Below are 15,426 nucleotides of genomic sequence, written 5' to 3'. Positions count from 1 at the left end.
CTCTATTCTAGCGTGTTCCAGCAGGCTGGGCCGCCTCGGTGGTGTGACTCTTCTTACTACCGGGGCCGGTCATGCAGCAACCGTGGGTGACGTGATATTCAAACTCCGCGCGGAACTTGCGAACGCCACTGGTGATCGAACTGGTGGCCGCGTCGCCCAGCGGACAGAACGACTTTCCGGCCAGGTTATCGCAGATATCCAGCAGCAGATCCACGTCCCTCATCTCGCCATGGCCATGTTCCAGGCGCTCAAGGATCTCGGTCAGCCAGAAGGTACCCTCACGGCAGGGGGTACACTTGCCGCAGGACTCATCGCGATAGAACTCGGTCATGCGCAGGATAGCGCCCACGATGCAGGTAGCATCCGAAATAACAATTACGCCGCCCGAGCCCAGCATCGAGCCGGCCGCCGCGATCGACTCATAGTCCAGCGGCGTATCCACTTTATCGGGAGTCAGGATAAAGGTCGAAGACCCACCTGGGATGATCGCCTTCAACTCGCGATCGTCCTGGATGCCACCACCATACTTCTCATCATAGATCAAGGTACTCAGCGGAATACCCAACGGCAACTCATAATTGCCCGGCTTCTTCACCTGTCCGCTCAGGCAGAAGATACGCGTCCCCTTACTTTTCTCAGTACCGAAGGAGGCGTAGTAATCGGCACCATTCTCAATGATGGCTGGAACCGTCGCCAGCGTCTCGCAGTTATTAATAACCGTCGGACCGCCATACAGGCCCACCACAGCCGGGAAAGGAGGCTTCAAGCGAGGATAGCCACGGCGACCCTCCAGGGACTCCATCAAAGCACTCTCTTCACCACAAATATAGGCGCCCGCGCCACGATGCACAATCACATCCAGGCTAAAGTCGCTGCCCAGGATATTCTTGCCCAGCAGGCCGGCCTCATAGGCTTCGGCGACCGCCTTCTCAACCTGGAGGCCGGCCTTGACCAATTCACCACGCACATAGATAAAGGCGGTATGAACCTTACAGGCATAGCTGGTAATGATAACCCCTTCAACCAGACGATGAGGGATCTGCTCCATAATCACCCGGTCTTTACAGGTCCCCGGCTCACTCTCGTCGCAATTGCAGCACAGGTAGCGAGGCTTATCATTTTTGGCCAGAAAGCTCCACTTCATGCCAGTTGGGAAACCGGCGCCGCCACGACCACGCAGACCCGAGGTCTTGATGGCATCAACCAGCTCGTCTGGCTGATAGTCGCGCAACGCCTTCGCCAGAGCCTCATAGCCGCCATTCTGCCGATAGACATCAAGCTTATCTATACCCGGGACATCAAGATTCTTAGTAATGATTAGTTCTGGCATATAGTATTACATCCTTTGTATGGAAGTATGGATGTGCCATCCGGCGGTTACCTTTTCCTTTTTTGGCGCCGCCTGCGGCGGTGAGAGAGGAGCGAAGAGAGAATGGGGGCACAGCCCCCATACCCCCCAGTCAAGGGGCTCGTCGCCCCTTGCATCCCCACTCTCTTTTCGGCCGAGCAAGGATGGGTACATAGCCCCATACCCTTGTAGGTGCCGGGCTTGCCCCGGCTTTTGGGGCTCGTCATCCCTTGTATCCACTCTCTTTTAGTATTGCTTCTTGTTGCAAAAGTGTGCTTTGCACACTTTTGCAACAAGAATAAAAAAGGGCTCGGACGCGGATACGTCCGCCCGCCAGGGGCACGTTAAATTCAAGCAAAGACTCTCTTTGAGCGCTTCTTATACAGTTTTTGCAATACCAAGTTCTTGATCTAATGTATCAATGAGTGCGTCGGCACTTTCGCGGGTAACATTTTCGTAGAATTCGCCATTGACCTGTAAAGCTGGTGCGGAACTGCAGGAGGCAATACATTCAACCGTATTCAGAGTGTAGTTGCCATCCGGCGTGGTCTCGCCACGCTTGATACCCAGGCGCCGCTCCAGGTGCTCAACCAGCGCATCGCAGTTGCGTAGATAGCAAGAGATGCTGGTGCAGACATTGATCACCTTTTTACCTGGCGGCCTCTGATAGTACATGGTGTAGAAAGTGGCGATACTCTCCACATCATCGACGGTCATATTAATCGCCTCGGCGACCGCCTGCAGTCCTTCGTCGGTGATATAGCCTTCTTCCTGCTGGACGATATGCAAGGAAGGCATCACCGCCGAACGGGCTACGGGATAGCGGGAAGCCAGTTCTCGCATACGTTGTTTAGCCTGTTCAGAAATCATCGATCCACTTCTCCTAGCACGATATCGATACTGCCGATGCCAGCCACCACATCCGCCAGGAAGCTGCCCTCAAGCATCTTAGGTAGGACCTGCAGATTCGTGAAGGACGGGCCGCGCAAATGCATACGATAGGGTTTGGGGCCGCCATCGCTGACAATATAGAACGCCATTGTTCCCTTAGGAGACTCGGTCCGCACAAACGCTTCGCCCTTGGGGGGACGATAGCCCTCGGTAAAGAGCTTGAAGTGGTGGATCAGCGCCTCCATACTACCGGTAATCTGCCACTTGGGCGGCGGCGTAATCTTGGGATCATTGACTCGGTGAGAACCGGCGGGCAGACCATCGAGAGCCTGATTGATGATTTTGAGGCTCTGCTCCATCTCAAGCATGCGTACCATGTAGCGATCGTACACATCACCATTAGATCCGACCGGGATATCAAAATCAAACTGCTCATAGCCTGAATACGGAAAGACCTTACGGATATCCCAGAGGACACCGCTACCACGCAGGACGGGACCGCTAGCCCCATAGGCCAGCGCGTCTTCCTGGCTGAGGATGCAGATATTCTTGGTGCGCTCAAGCCAGAGCTGGTTGTTGGAAAGCAGATCGTGATATTCCTGCAAACGGTCCGGGAAGACCGACGTAAAGGCACGTACCGTCTTCTCAAACTGCGGAGGCAGATCAGCCTGCAGTCCACCGGGGCAGATGAAGCTGGTCATCATACGCACGCCCGAGATCAGCTCGAACACATCCAGGATCATCTCGCGTTCACGGAAACAATAGAGGAACATACTCATCGCGCCCAGGTCGAGCGCGTGTGTTCCCAGCCAGACCAGGTGACTTGAAATACGCTGCAGCTCAGCCAGAATTACGCGTGTATATTTAATCTTATCGTTAATCTGATCCTCGATTCCCAGCAGGTTTTCAACCGACAGCGAATAGGCCAGATTATTATTCAAGGGAGTCAGATAATCCATGCGATCGGTCAGGACCAGGGCCTGGTGATAGCTCTTCGACTCAGCCGTCTTCTCGATGCCGGTATGTAAGAAACCGATATCGGGGACCGCCTTGATGACCGTCTCACCTTCGATCGTCAGGAGCAAGCGCAACACCCCATGGGTACTGGGATGTTGAGGACCCATATTGATGGTCATCGTATCGGAACGCTGACCATTATCCAGCTGTTGACTCTCCTCAATGGTATAGGTATTTTCAATCTCTTGCTGCTTCATAGGTCATCCTCTACGCTTTCCATTCTGGCGCGCCTGCCCATTGGGAGGAAGAGAGGTATCAGAACCGTTGCGACTAGCATCGGGGGATAAGGTACCAGGCTCCTGAGAAGGGTTCAGCTGATCGCGGCTCTCATTGAGCTCGCGACCCTCAGGGGTACGCAAGGTTTGCTGATAGTACTCGCCCACCCCAGGATCGGTATCATAGGGAACCTGGCCGCCCCAATGGGGTTCGGGCAAATCAAAGCCGGAAAGAGGATAATCTTTGCGCAGCGGATGAGTTGTCCAGTCAGGCGGCATTAGCAAGCGACGCAAATCGGGATGATCGGTAAAAATGATACCAAATAGATCGAAGACCTCGCGTTCATACCAGTTAGCACCCGGCCAGATGCCGGTTACCGATGGGACCGCTGGATGATCTTCACGGCGCAGGCCGACCCGCACCTTCAGACGCAAAAAGCACTGATGGGGTAAAGAGAGAAGATGATAGACGACATCGAAACGTGGGACGCGTTCCGGCCAATCGACCGCCGTCACGGTTTCCAGGAAATTATACTCGAGCTCTTTTTTCAGATAAGCGCACACATCCACCAGAGTTTCTGGCTTCAGTACAATTGTCTGCTCATCTTGAAACTCGACCACTTCCACGATTGCCTGCGGGAACTTACGCTGCACCGTCTCGACCGTCGATGCTGCTGTTATGACCATACGATTAAGCATTCCTTCAACGTGTGTAAAACACCAGTATGCCGACACCACTGTCGTAAATTGTAATCAGTCCTCAAAAAAGAGCGAACAGCAAAATGGCAGATTAGCCTTCAAGGGAATTGACCAAGCGCCAGCACCACATCCCTCACAACCCTAACCCAAAACATCATCGTTCGCTCAGAAGTATCCGTTATGAAAAGGCAACCAGGGGCATCAATTCAATTCAATGCGTTGAACAGGAAGACGACCCCACTAGAAACGACATCAACAAGAAACTATTATGCTTCGTCCTGTACGGGGCCGGCCAGCTTCAACCCGCTATCCTTCAGTGGATCGGGAGGATTGGGAATGCCCTCGCGAATCTTGCGCTGCAGCTCATTAAAGCCAAAGAGCAGCATATCGGGTGTCGGGGGACAGCCAGGAACGAACACATCCACCGGCACGATTTTATCCACGCCCTGCACGATCGCGTAGTTATTGAACACACCACCGCAAGAGGCGCAGGCGCCCATCGAGATAACCCATTTAGGCTCAGGCATCTGATCATAGATCTGACGCAAAACAGGTGCCATCTTAATTGAACAACGGCCGGCCACGATCATCAGATCGGCCTGCCGGGGAGAGGCACGAAAGACTTCAGCCCCGAAGCGCGACATATCGAAACGACTGCCTTGAGCAGACATCATCTCGATAGCGCAACATGCCAGGCCGAAGGTCACCGGCCAGAGAGAGGAGCTACGCCCCCAGCCGAGCACCTTGCTCACCTGGGTGGTTAAAATACCGAAGCCCCCATCCTTTTCATGCATGGGCAGGTCATGGCGCAGCCGGGGAGTCTGGGTATTTGAGTAAGTCTGTACCGGCTCCCAGGGATTTTTTACTCCCATGTAAAGGCTCCCTTCCGCCAAACGTAGACATATCCCACCATCAAGACCACCAAAAAGACAAGTAATTCGATCAATCCGAATAATTGCAACTGATTAAGCAGGATGGCGAGAGGATAAAAAGAAACGATCTCAATATCGAATGCGATAAAGAGCATGCCAGTCAAAAGATACTTCACCGGAAACCGTCGTTTCGGTGCAGCGATCTCTTGAATACCGCATTCGTAGGGGGCCAACTTCTCCGGCGAAGGCTTTTTAGGCCCAAGGATACCGGTGACCGCCATCACCAGGAGGCCGAAGAGGACAGCTATCGTTACATAAATGAAAACGGGGAGTGCTGTTCCCATAGACGCGGGACCCTTCATTTCTAATCTAAAAAAATATACACGTATAGACACACGTTATGCGTGTCCGGGATATACTTTCTTAAAATATACACGTATAGACACACATTACGAGGTGTCCAAAGTACACTTCCTCATTTGGTATCGTAGCATAGAGGAGGTGATAAAGTCAAACTCTAAGGGCATTCAAAGGTGCTCGATACAGAATATGTGTGGAACTCCACCATATAAGTATGGTTATATTTTTGCGCGTGGAATGCTTGAATGTCAGGTGCCGCCTGACGGCGGCACCTGAAGAAGAATGATTCGTGGGGGACTATCATGCCCCCGGCATGCTTGCCCCCCATACCCCCGGCAGGAGGACCTCGCCGGCCCTCCTGCACCTCCCGCTTTTGGGCGCCCCAGACGCAACGGCACAATAAAAGCGATTATCGTAGGTGTCGGGCTTGCCCCGACTTGGAGCGAAGCGACCCCGTGCCCGGGCGGGCACCTTCCACCAACGGCACCATCTCCCCAACAACGCTCCGCCATAGGAAATGGTGGTTGAGCAGGATTATAGATATTGTTGGAAGAGGGCGTAGTCGGTGATTTGGGCGAGGAGGGGTGGGTTGGTGATAGTCCATAGGGGGAGGGTGTAGAGTTCGTGGTGGGTGTCGCCGCATTTGATGATGATTTCGTGTTCGCCGATGCCGAAGCTAGCGATCTGGTCCCAGGGGAGGAAGCGGGTTCCGTCGTTGAGGTAGATGCCGGTTCGGTTGAGAGCAAGAGCTCCAAATGAGATGGTTTCGCCGGCGGCATAGAGGGCGAGTTGGAGCGATTGGGGATATTGGGAGAGGATGGGTGAGGATTCGGACAAGGGGACACGAGCCTGCTTGGTGGCGTGCTCGATGATCCCTTTGAAGACCCAGACGTTGGGCAGGCCGGATAGGCTGAGGGTGACCCAGGGCTGGCTGTCGCCATAGCCGTAGATGCTGATAGTGGTATCGTCCAGGCTGAGGCGTTCGTATTGGGACCAGGGCAGGCGGTAGCGGCCCTGCTGCAGGGAGAGGCCCGTGGGGGATACTTCGAGCTGACCAAAGGTGAGGGAGGCTTCAGCTTCATATTTTGCCAAAGCCTGGGGCAGCAGGTGTCGGCTGACCTCGCGTTCCATGAAACCACCCAGGCGATCCAGGTGCGGCAGGTCGCTATCTAGCAGAAAGGCGGTGCCGTCCGAGCGCAGCAGGCGGTAGGAGGACAGCGACAGAGAACCATGATCTACCTTCAATGTTTTTTCCAGTTGCACGATGTCCTGCCAGCGAATTACATCACAGCTATAGCGTTGATAGATCAGGCCTTTGGGGCACAAGAAGACGCGCAAGGAAGGAATCAGCAGAGCGGGCACCAGCATCCAGAGGCCGATAAGGAACCAGGCCACGCCAATGCCCAGGACCATCAACGACTGCCAGAGGGGCCACCAGCTAAAGATCTGGTCATAGAACGTCACATAGGCGCCCACGATCAGCGCACTGACGATAAAGGCCAGGGGACTCAAGAAGAGTGATAGGCGCGACGAGCCGCGAGGATCATAAACAATGCGCGGGATACCAAGCTGGTATGCATGTGCGCATGCTTGGATTTTGCGAGGTATTTGCTTTTCAGATGTCAGGCGCATAAGTAGGCTCCGTTATCTTCATCGTACCAGCGGCGCTTCCATACGTGCCAACAACCATATTAAATTGAATAAGCAATTGATCATGGCGGCTTTCTACTGTAGTTAACAGTTATTATATATTAAAATACGGCGCCATTTCCCGTATTTGCACGGCTTATTTTGTCGTTCCATCCATCAGAGGCGAGCCACATTAATCGGAGGCGAGCTCCGAACATATGAGTTCATTTATTTATATCGTTCGGTTAATGGAAACTCGATAGGTTGAGGGAATGGATAGGGGGTTAGTAGACGACGATGCTGGTGTTCCAGCCGGTGTTGTAGTAGAGCCAGGCGGCTTCGTCGGGGGGCAGGTTGACGCAGCCATGGCTGCCGTTGCCGGATGAGTGTTCGTCGCCGCTATCATCGTAGTGGGGGAACTCGGTGTCGGGTCCGTAGTTGGCGCGCCACCAGCTGTCGTGGATAAAGTAGCCGCCGTCATGGAAGAGGATGGCGTGCTGAATGACGGTTTTGGGATACCACAAGGGCGAGGTAGGTGGGTCGCTGGATTTAAAGATGGTGGGCGAGAGCCGATTCAATACCGTCCAGACGCCGGGAGGCGAGGGACGTTCGGGACGACCCGTGGTGACCAGGAACGAGCGCACCAGCTGGCCATCCTGGTAGAGGCGCAGGCTTTGCTTGCACAACGAGATGACGATTACCTGTCCCTGCATCAATTGGTAGTGGTGCAGGGCCTGCATATCAGAGGCATGAACCTGGTCATATGGAGTGGGATCGTCATAATCCATCTCCATCAGTTGATGGTTAAAGAACAGGGTGCGGGCGGTATCGAGCGCCGATTGCAGGTCATCGAGCGTGGTCGCCTGGTTGAGCAGGTTATCAGCGTCCAGGCCAAAGTTGCTGTTCAGGTAACTGACATCAACGGCATAGCTATTGCCGTCGTAGCTATCGTAATAGAGATGACCGGAGCTCCAGTCATCCACATCTTGATGGAACTGGTGAATAGCCTGGTCGGTATCTTCACGCAGAGCCTCGGCCTTGACCGCAAAGATATCACCATTGATCTGCTGTAAAAAGCGCTGAAAGCGGGGTATATCCATTGCGGATGCCGCCTGCTTCTGATAAAGCGCCAGCCGCTCTTGATAGGCAGTGGGATCGACGTGGGAGGCGGGCAGTTGTTGAATACCTCCCGTTAGCTCGCGCAGGCGCAGAGAGGTCACGGCTGGCATAGCCTGTGTCAGGACAACAGTCGCCTGCTGGATGTGGGCGTCCAACAATCCATTCAGCGCGGGCAGGCTAGCCATACCGGTAGCCTGCTGGAAACGTTGCTGATCAGTTTGATAGGCTGACTGCAGGGTGAGGACATATGTTTTCAGTCCCGCCTGCTGAGCCAGAGTCAGCAAATTATGCAGGGTGGACAGATGGTTAGAGGTCATCTCCAGGGTATGAATTTCCTGAGCAACCTGCAGCAGCCCTGTATGCACCTGCTCATAATCGTTGAAGCTTTGGGCATGCAGCAACGCATCCTGAAGCTGGCTCAAACGGTTCGGAAAGGTCCACGCTGGCAGGCCGGCCTTTTTATCGTCGACCTGCATGGTCCGTGTGGCCTGTAGTTCCTGTTGCAGCCGGGCATGGACGTGCGGAGAAGCGGTCGCGATCAAATCCTGTAGCTGCGTATGCAGGAGCAGGTAGCGCCGGGCCAGGGAGAGATAATAGTCGTTCAGCGGCTGATTGCTGAAGAGGCTAAAGGGAGGTTGAGAGGAGCGCAACGACACATACTGTGTCTGGATTGGCCGCAGAGTGGCGGTCGAAAAGCCAAGCTGACGGGCGCTATGGAGAAGCTGGCTTAAACGCTGCTCATTCTCCATAGCCTGTCGCCGTACCTGTGCATCACCCGCGCAAGCGCCGGTCGCCAGCAGTGACACCGATAACACAAGCACAACTACCAACCGACCCAACCGCGAGTGTCTAAACACAGGTTACGACTCTCCTCTCAGCATTACCTTCTTCCGCCGCGCGACTTCGATTTCTGCTTGCGCTTCTCCTTACGCACAGCTTTGCCAGTCTTCTTACCACCCATACCTTTATTGCCACCACCGGGCAAAGAAGGCATCGATGGCATACCAGGGATGCCACCGCCGCCGCTATACTGGCGGGCCATCTGCGCCCATGGACCCTTACCAGTGCTCATCTGGCGGATCATCGTGCGCATTTCGCCGAACTGCTCCAGCAGCTGATTGACTTCTTGAACCGTAGTACCGCTACCACGAGCCACACGCTTACGGCGACTTCCATTCATAATATCGGGATTGCGCCGCTCTTCTTTGGTCATAGAAAGGATCATCGCCTCAACATACTTCAGCTGATCACCTTCCAGGGCCTCTTCCATCTCGGGCATCGCGGCCAGCTTGTTAAAGCCCGGGAGCATCTCCATTACACCACGTAATGGTCCCATGCGCTTCAACTGGCGCATCGAATTCAAGAAATCCTCAAGGTCGAACTTGCCCTGCTGCAACTTCTGCTGGGTCTTCAACGCCTCTTCCTCATCGATGTTCTCTTGAGCACGCTCGATCAAGGAAATAACGTCACCCATTCCTAGTATACGCGAGGCCAAACGATCTGGATAGAAAGGCTCCAATGCGTCGGTCTTCTCGCCCACGCCCATAAACTTCACCGGCACACCGGTCACGGTACGGATCGACAGAGCAGCACCGCCACGGGCATCGCCATCCATTTTCGTCAGGATCATACCCGTCAGAGAAACGGCCTTATTAAAGTCATCGGCCACGCGTACCGCTTCTTGACCCGTCATGGCATCGGCGACCAGCAAGATCTCTTGAGGGCGCACCCGCTGACGAATAGTGACCACCTCAGACATCATGCGCTCATCGATATTCAAGCGGCCGGCGGTATCCAGAATTACCACCGAGCAGGCCTGCTCGCGCGCGAAGTCCAGCGAATTCACACAGATATTGACCGGATCGGCCCCCATGGGCTCCGAATAGACCGGGATCGACAGCTGGCGTCCCAGAGACTTCAGCTGATTGACAGCCGCCGGACGATACATGTCGGCCGCGACCATCATAGGACGCTGGCCCTGCTTGCGCAGATAATTCGCCAGTTTGGCGGCCGAGGTCGTCTTACCAGAACCCTGCAGACCAACCAGCATAATAATATGTGGAGGCGCGCCATTCAGGTCCAGCTTATTATTGACGCCCTCACCGCCCAGGAATTCAACCAGCTCATCATTTACAATCGAAAGCACCTGCTGAGCAGGTGACAGGCTCCCCATCACATCCGCGCCAATAGCCTTCTCTTTGACACGATCGACGAACTGACGTGCCACTTTCAGGTTAACGTCAGCTTCGATGAGCGCCAGTCTGACCTCACGCAGTGCCGCGTTTACATCATCCTCGGTCAACTTACCCTGTCCACCGAGATTATTGAATATGCCTTCAAGACGTTTAGATAAGTTCTCAAACATTGCCATATTGGTGCTCTTTTCCTCTTTCCCGCCAAGCGAACGTGCCAATTTGGCACCTATTATATCACTTTGTGTTGTTAGATGAAATCAGATGCTTACTCATATTACGCTTAGTTCCCGCATAGATAGCGCGCCCCTTTGTATTTTAACATAAATCGTATCAGCAAACTTGATACAAGGACACTCAAACTTCTTGCTAAGTCGAACTCAGATGTGCTATAGTAAGGGCAGAAAAAGGTACACAGGGCCAGAAAAGAAGCCTGGAGGTATGCAATGAAGATAGAACGATTTACAGATAAAGCCCGCGAAGCCGTCCAGGATGCGGCAAGAAAGGCGCAAGAACATAACAATAGTCAGGTTGAACCGGAGCATCTGCTGGCCGCGCTACTACAGCAAGAGGGTGGAGTGGTGCAACAGATCGTTCAGAAAGCCGGCGGCAGCCTGACGGCGGCCAAAGAGAGCATCGAAAACGAGATCGCCCACCAGCCCAGGGTATATGGTGGCAGCGAACCGGGCATAGCTCCTCAACTGCGAAAAGTACTAGAGGATGCCTGGCAAGAGATGGGCGCGTTTAAAGACGAATACCTGAGCGTCGAACATCTCTTACTGGCTCTCTTCAGGAGCAACGACGCCGTCCAGAAGTCGCTGAAGGCCGCCGGACTGACGCGAGACATCGTGCTCAACGCCCTGACCGCGATCCGAGGCGCGCAGCGCGTCACCGATCAGAATCCAGAGGGCAAATACCAGGCCCTCGAAAAGTATGGCCGCAACCTGACCGAACTGGCGCGGCAGGGCAAGCTCGATCCCGTCATTGGGCGGGACGAAGAGATCCGCCGCGTCATCCAGGTACTCAGCCGGCGCACAAAAAATAATCCTGTTCTCATTGGCGAACCCGGTGTTGGTAAGACCGCCATTGTCGAGGGCCTGGCCCAGCGCATCGTGCGCGGAGACATCCCCAAATCGCTGGCCGAAAAGCAGGTCGTCACATTAGACCTGGGCGCCCTCGTCGCCGGAGCCAAATATCGCGGCGAATTTGAAGAACGCCTCACAGCTGTCCTTAAAGAGGTTACCAGCGCCTCCGGCGGAATTATCCTCTTCATCGACGAGCTACACACCCTGGTCGGAGCGGGCGCGGCGGAAGGAGCGATGGATGCCTCCAACATGCTCAAGCCGATGCTGGCCCGTGGAGAGTTGCACTGTATCGGCGCCACCACGCTAAACGAATATCGCAAATACATCGAGAAGGATGCCGCCCTGGAACGGCGCTTCCAGCCGGTGATCGTCGACCAGCCTAACGTCGAAGATACCATCAGCATTTTGCGTGGCATCAAGCCACGCTACGAAGTCCATCATGGCGTGCGCATTCAGGACAGCGCGCTGGTCGCGGCCGCCGTCCTCTCGAACCGTTATATCAGCGACCGCTTTCTACCCGACAAGGCCATCGACCTGGTAGACGAGGCCGCCAGTCTGCGGCGCGTCGAGCTGGATAGTACGCCCAGCGAAATAGATGCCCTCGACCGCCGTCTGCGGCAGCTGCAGGTTGAGCAAGAGGCGCTCAAAAAAGAGAGCGACGTCGCCAGCAAAGAACGGCTAGAAAAGGTCGGACGCGAGATCGACAATCTGCAGGAGCAGCTCAATATTATGCGCCTGGCCCTGGATAACGAGCGAGCGCCGGTCGAGGAGCTGCGCAAGCTCAAGCAGCAATTGGAAGAGGCGCAGATTGAGTACGAGAAGGCCGAGCGATCCTACCAGTATGAAGAGATGGCCCGCCTGCGCTACAGCCGCATTCCGGAACTGGAACAGCAGATCGCGGACCAGGAAGCACGGCTGGCCAACCTGCAGAATAATCGCATGCTTAAGGAAGAGGTAGACGCCGAAGACATCGCCGAAATAGTTTCCAAATGGACTCACATTCCGGTATCCAGAATGATGGAAGGCGAGATGCAGAAGCTACTGCATATAGAAGAGCGCCTGCGCGAACGTGTTGTGGGACAGGACAACGCGCTGACCGCCGTCGCGGACGCCATTCGCCGCTCCCGAGCCGGCCTGCAAGATCCCAATCGGCCCCTGGCTAGCTTCCTCTTCCTGGGCCCCACTGGTGTCGGCAAGACGGAGTTGGCCCGTGCCCTGGCCGAGTTTCTCTTCGACAGTGAGCAGGCCATGGTGCGCATCGACATGTCGGAGTACATGGAGAAGCACAACGTCTCGCGCCTGATCGGAGCGCCTCCTGGATATGTCGGCTATGACGAAGGGGGTCAGCTCACCGAAGCCGTGCGCAGGCATCCCTACTGCGTCATCCTGCTCGACGAGATCGAGAAGGCGGCCCCCGAGGTCTTCAACCTCCTGCTGCAGCTGCTGGATGATGGCAGGCTTACAGACGGACAGGGAAGGGTGGTCGGCTTCAAGAATACCGTTATTATCATGACCAGCAACATCGGGGATCGCTGGCTGCATCAATACCTCGACCAGGACGAAGATAGCATCCAGCAAGGTATCCGCCAGCGGCTGCGCGACGAGGGGTTGAGACCGGAATTTATCAACCGCATCGACGACATCATCGTCTTCCATCCGGTCGGCAAAGAGATGGTCAAAGAGATCGTCGAGATCCAGCTCAACCGCATCCGGCCACGGCTGGAAGACCGGCACATTACGCTGCACCTCAGCGATGCCGTCAAAGACTACCTGGCGGAAGCTGGCTACGACGCCAACTTCGGGGCGCGTCCGCTCAAACGCGTCATCCAGAGGGAGATCGAAAACCGCATCGCCCGGGCTATCCTCGATGGCAGCGTCCACGATGGCAGCGAGATAGATATCGATAGTGTTGATGGCAAGCTGGTGCTAAACGTCAAGCAACAGGTAGCTTCTTAAGAGATTTATACATGAGAAGCGGGTCCTCAAGGAATGTTCCCTGGGGACCCGCTTCTCGCTATGAGAGCCGGGCGAACGGCGAGGAGAAATCGGACACGATGTCTGAACCTATGTCAGGAGCGGTCGAAGAACTCGTCGCGGCTGGCGGGATCGGGCGCGTGATCCTGTTGGATGGCGGAGAGATAGGGGTCCGAGGCGGCCAGCAACTGGTTGGCCTCGTAGGCCAGGGCACGATAGTTGATGTGGCCGCCGGGACGCACGCGTTGTGATGTCAGATAGAGGGCCTGTTTGGGATCGCCGTGCATCCAGAGATCGACCTGGTGGGCCAGCGGCAGCAGGTTCAGCATAAAGGCATAATCGATGCCATCCCCATAGGTAGAAGATATTTTCTCCAGGAAGGTCTGCAGCCGCTGGTAATACGCCGCTAGATCCTGTTCAAAGGCCAGTTTATGCTCGGCAAACTCGGGAACCTCGGAGAGGTAGAGCGGCAGGCCAAAGCCACGCGAGATGATCTGCGAGATGGTATCGCGGCTCACGCGCTCGCCAAAGATCAGCGGCAGGGGGAAGAAACGACCCCAGGCGCGGTGCCGGTTGAAATCGCGCATCTCGCCCAGGAAGCTCTCGACCGCCAGTGTCATGGTGGTTGTACGGGCAAAGTTGGGCAGCTCACAATAGTTATTATGATCGGCAAAGATCAGGCCGCTCAACTTCCGCTTGACCTCCGGCGTCTGATGGCGCACCCAGGTCAGCAGGGCCGTTCGATCCAGGCCTGGCCAGAGCAGTAAGATATACTGCGCCAGCAAACGCTCACCGGGGGTCCATTCGGAACCGAGCAAGCGGACGCGCTGCTCAACGCAGCGAGGAAGGCCACGCTCGATCCGTACTACCTGTAGCAGATCCGTCTGCTGCGCAAGAAAGCGCCGCAACGCCTGCAGATTGGTATTGACCGTAGAGAGGGGATTGGTATGGCGAATCAGGCTGGGGGCTTCCGCCTGATAATGCAGGGCGGCCTCTTCCTCTGCGCTCGGCGCCAGCAGCCGCTCAAACTGGTCCGCCACGCGATGATAATAGGCGATGGGGGACGCCTTCAGCTCGGCGATAATGCGCGACCAATCGCGGGCCGAGGTCTCAAAGGACATGCCGCTCCACTGGCCGAATAACAGGAAATAGCGCACGCAGTCCAGCACTCGTGAAGTCAGGGCGCTCTTCTGATCGGGACGGCTCGTATCGGCCTGGTAAAACTGCGAAAAGGCTGACTGCAGGCGCTCGCGATGGCGGGAAAAGAGGGAGAGAGACAGGGAGCCAAACGCCTGATATTCTTCCCCTAGAGCGGCGGTCTCAGCGGCGGGAAGATAGTTACTCAACGGATGCAGAACGGCTTTACCAAAGCGAGGTTGATAGCGCGTCGACTTCTCCTGGCCAGAATTAAGAGATCCCTCGTTGAAGAGCGCCAGGCATAGATGCATCGGAATCTTCCCCATATCCACCGCCAGGCGGGCCATATCGCCAACCGAAGCATGGCCATAGCCACGGAACATCTCCTCAATCTTCTGATCGGGATCGACTCCTTTCTGGCCCATCTCGCGCAGGATCTCCCAGGGCAGACCGGCGGCCCGCGACTGTCTGGCGCCCGCCCAGGCACGGTGGGCGGCGGTCCTCATCCCGGCATTGGCGACCGTCGTCGTCACCACAGTTCCGGTCTCCTGATCTTCCAGGCAGATCAGGCGCAGCCCGGTCACATCCGGAGCATAGGTAAACCAACGATAGGACCCCGAAATATATTCTTGCTCTGGCACCAATCCTGTGTCTTCAACCTGTGTCATACAAAGGCTCCCCTCACAAAAAATAGCGGTGCAGATTCCCAATTAACGAATCTGACGAGAGCAATGTTACCACTTCCTGGCAAACTCTCAAAGTGGGAAGAAGGTCGGTGACCTGCGACCGAATATGGAGCTTATCCGTACTACTAGTAAATATTTGAGCTTAAGGTTAGCTCCGCCGGAGGCGGGCGGGCGCATACGCGCCCGCCTTGATGTTTTTATG

General features: G+C 55.4%; 11 protein-coding genes. 1 reads left to right on the top strand and 10 read right to left on the bottom strand.

Annotated elements, in window-relative coordinates; all coding sequences use genetic code 11:
- Positions 1-7 precede the first annotated feature (7 nt).
- The 9 genes from nuoF to ffh all read right to left on the bottom strand — a co-directional run bounded on the left by nuoF (position 8) and on the right by ffh (position 10,515).
- Positions 8-1,330 (bottom strand): NADH-quinone oxidoreductase subunit NuoF, encoded by a 1,323-nt coding sequence (nuoF, locus tag AABA21_RS24320; protein ID WP_338254270.1) that lies wholly within the window; start codon positions 1,328-1,330, stop codon positions 8-10.
- Between the two features lie 396 nt (positions 1,331-1,726).
- A complete protein-coding gene (gene nuoE / locus AABA21_RS24315; protein WP_338254269.1) occupies positions 1,727-2,218 on the bottom strand; it encodes an NADH-quinone oxidoreductase subunit NuoE in 492 nt (163 codons plus the stop codon).
- A complete protein-coding gene (gene nuoD, locus AABA21_RS24310) occupies positions 2,215-3,375 on the bottom strand; it encodes an NADH dehydrogenase (quinone) subunit D (RefSeq protein WP_420917214.1) in 1,161 nt (386 codons plus the stop codon). The genes nuoE and nuoD overlap by 4 nt, the downstream gene beginning before the upstream one ends.
- Before the next feature lie 81 nt (positions 3,376-3,456).
- The gene (locus AABA21_RS24305; protein ID WP_338254266.1) at positions 3,457-4,158 is read right to left on the bottom strand and encodes an NADH-quinone oxidoreductase subunit C; all 702 of its coding nucleotides are present in this window, start codon (positions 4,156-4,158) and stop codon (positions 3,457-3,459) included.
- Positions 4,159-4,436: 278 nt separating this feature from the next.
- On the bottom strand, positions 4,437-4,964 hold the full coding sequence (locus AABA21_RS24300; protein WP_371864896.1) for an NADH-quinone oxidoreductase subunit B: 528 nt from the start codon (positions 4,962-4,964) through the stop codon (positions 4,437-4,439).
- A 68-nt stretch (positions 4,965-5,032) separates the two neighbouring features.
- Complete coding sequence (locus AABA21_RS24295; RefSeq protein WP_126595990.1) at positions 5,033-5,386, bottom strand: NADH-quinone oxidoreductase subunit A; 354 nt, start codon at positions 5,384-5,386, stop codon at positions 5,033-5,035.
- 550 nt (positions 5,387-5,936) lie between these two features.
- Complete coding sequence (locus tag AABA21_RS24290; RefSeq protein WP_338254262.1) at positions 5,937-7,034, bottom strand: DUF6585 family protein; 1,098 nt, start codon at positions 7,032-7,034, stop codon at positions 5,937-5,939.
- A gap of 281 nt (positions 7,035-7,315) precedes the next feature.
- Positions 7,316-9,007, bottom strand: coding sequence for a L,D-transpeptidase (locus AABA21_RS24285; RefSeq protein WP_338254261.1), 1,692 nt, complete (start codon positions 9,005-9,007; stop codon positions 7,316-7,318).
- Between the two features lie 23 nt (positions 9,008-9,030).
- Positions 9,031-10,515 carry a signal recognition particle protein gene (ffh, locus tag AABA21_RS24280; protein ID WP_420917213.1) on the bottom strand — a complete coding sequence of 495 codons (1,485 nt, stop codon included), beginning with the start codon at positions 10,513-10,515 and terminating at the stop codon, positions 9,031-9,033.
- A 273-nt stretch (positions 10,516-10,788) separates the two neighbouring features.
- Here ffh and clpB point away from each other — a divergent pair, with 273 nt between their 5' ends.
- Positions 10,789-13,383, top strand: a complete 2,595-nt coding sequence (clpB, locus tag AABA21_RS24275; RefSeq protein WP_338254256.1) for an ATP-dependent chaperone ClpB — start codon at positions 10,789-10,791, stop codon at positions 13,381-13,383.
- A gap of 113 nt (positions 13,384-13,496) precedes the next feature.
- Here the strand turns inward: clpB and AABA21_RS24270 are convergent, their stop codons facing one another.
- Positions 13,497-15,206, bottom strand: a complete 1,710-nt coding sequence (locus AABA21_RS24270; RefSeq protein WP_338254255.1) for a hypothetical protein — start codon at positions 15,204-15,206, stop codon at positions 13,497-13,499.
- Positions 15,207-15,426: the final 220 nt, after the last annotated feature.

This window comes from Dictyobacter halimunensis (genome assembly GCF_036245075.1).
This window is presented reverse-complemented; position numbering and strand designations above follow the sequence as displayed.

Excerpts from the sequence above, each read along its gene's own strand:
- nuoF (WP_338254270.1), bottom strand. The coding sequence starts at position 1,330 with ATGCCAGAACTAATCATTACTAAGAATCTTGATGTCCCGGGTATAGAT.
- nuoE (WP_338254269.1), bottom strand. The coding sequence starts at position 2,218 with ATGATTTCTGAACAGGCTAAACAACGTATGCGAGAACTGGCTTCCCGC.
- nuoD (WP_420917214.1), bottom strand. The coding sequence starts at position 3,375 with ATGACCATCAATATGGGTCCTCAACATCCCAGTACCCATGGGGTGTTG.
- AABA21_RS24305 (WP_338254266.1), bottom strand. The coding sequence starts at position 4,158 with ATGGTCATAACAGCAGCATCGACGGTCGAGACGGTGCAGCGTAAGTTC.
- AABA21_RS24300 (WP_371864896.1), bottom strand. The coding sequence starts at position 4,964 with ATGCATGAAAAGGATGGGGGCTTCGGTATTTTAACCACCCAGGTGAGC.
- AABA21_RS24295 (WP_126595990.1), bottom strand. The coding sequence starts at position 5,386 with ATGGGAACAGCACTCCCCGTTTTCATTTATGTAACGATAGCTGTCCTC.
- AABA21_RS24290 (WP_338254262.1), bottom strand. The coding sequence starts at position 7,034 with ATGCGCCTGACATCTGAAAAGCAAATACCTCGCAAAATCCAAGCATGC.
- ffh (WP_420917213.1), bottom strand. The coding sequence starts at position 10,515 with ATGTTTGAGAACTTATCTAAACGTCTTGAAGGCATATTCAATAATCTC.
- clpB (WP_338254256.1), top strand. The coding sequence starts at position 10,789 with ATGAAGATAGAACGATTTACAGATAAAGCCCGCGAAGCCGTCCAGGAT.
- AABA21_RS24270 (WP_338254255.1), bottom strand. The coding sequence starts at position 15,206 with ATGACACAGGTTGAAGACACAGGATTGGTGCCAGAGCAAGAATATATT.